This window comes from Microvirga sp. jy35 (assembly GCF_056148915.1).
In genome coordinates this window covers 1-821 of sequence record NZ_JBWBEW010000124.1, presented here as the reverse complement: position 1 = coordinate 821, position 821 = coordinate 1, and the positions used below count along the sequence as shown (strand labels likewise).

Sequence of the window (821 nt, the reverse complement as noted above, 5' to 3'; positions counted from 1 at the left end):
GATTTCGTTGAAAAAGTCCTCGTGATTAGCGACGGATCGTGATTCCCTGATCGGGCATTCTCAGCGGAGGATCGGGCCATGATGGGCGAGCGTCTCGTGATGCAGGAGAGCCTGTTCTACCAGTTCCGGCTTGAGGACCATGTCCCGTCCGATCACCTGCTGAGGCGCATCGACTGCTTCGTGGACTGCTCCGGGCTGCGCCAGCATCTGGCCGGCTTCTACAGCTCCATGGGACGGCCCTCCATCGATCCCGAGCTGATGATCCGCATGCTGCTGATCGGCTACTGCCTCGGCATCCGCTCCGAGCGACGTCTGTGCGAGGAAGTGCATCTCAATCTGGCGTATCGCTGGTTCTGCTGCTTGGGCCTGGAGGGCAAGGTGCCCGACCACTCCACCTTCTCCAAGAACCGGCACGGGCGCTTTCGCGAGTCTGACCTGTTCCGCCGCCTGTTCGAGGCCGTGGTGCAGCGCTGCCTGGACGAGGGGCTTGTGGGTGGCGAGGGTTTTGCCGTGGACGCCAGCCTGATCCAGGCTGATGCCAACAAGCAGCGTTCTCTGGCAGGTTCCGACTGGAGGGCCCAGGACCACACCCAGGAAGCCCCACGAGCCGTGCGCGAGTACCTCGCCACCCTCGACGAGGCCGCCTGGGGTGCTGCGACCCAGGTCGAGCCGAAGTTCGTCTCACCCTCTGACCCGGCAGCCCAGTGGACCGGAGCCATGCGCGGTCCGGCCTTCTTCGCCTATGCGGACAACTACCTCATCGACCTCAAGTCAGCCGTGATCGTGGACGTGGAAGCCTCTCGCGCGGTGCGTCAAGCTGA

General features: G+C 63.8%; 1 protein-coding gene. It reads left to right on the top strand.

Annotated features, from left to right (window positions below; all coding sequences use genetic code 11):
- Positions 1 to 78: 78 nt before the first annotated feature.
- Positions 79 to 821, top strand: a 743-nt coding sequence (locus AC0QTX_RS27500; RefSeq protein ID WP_474606964.1) for a transposase, incomplete at its 3' end; no start/stop codon positions are given.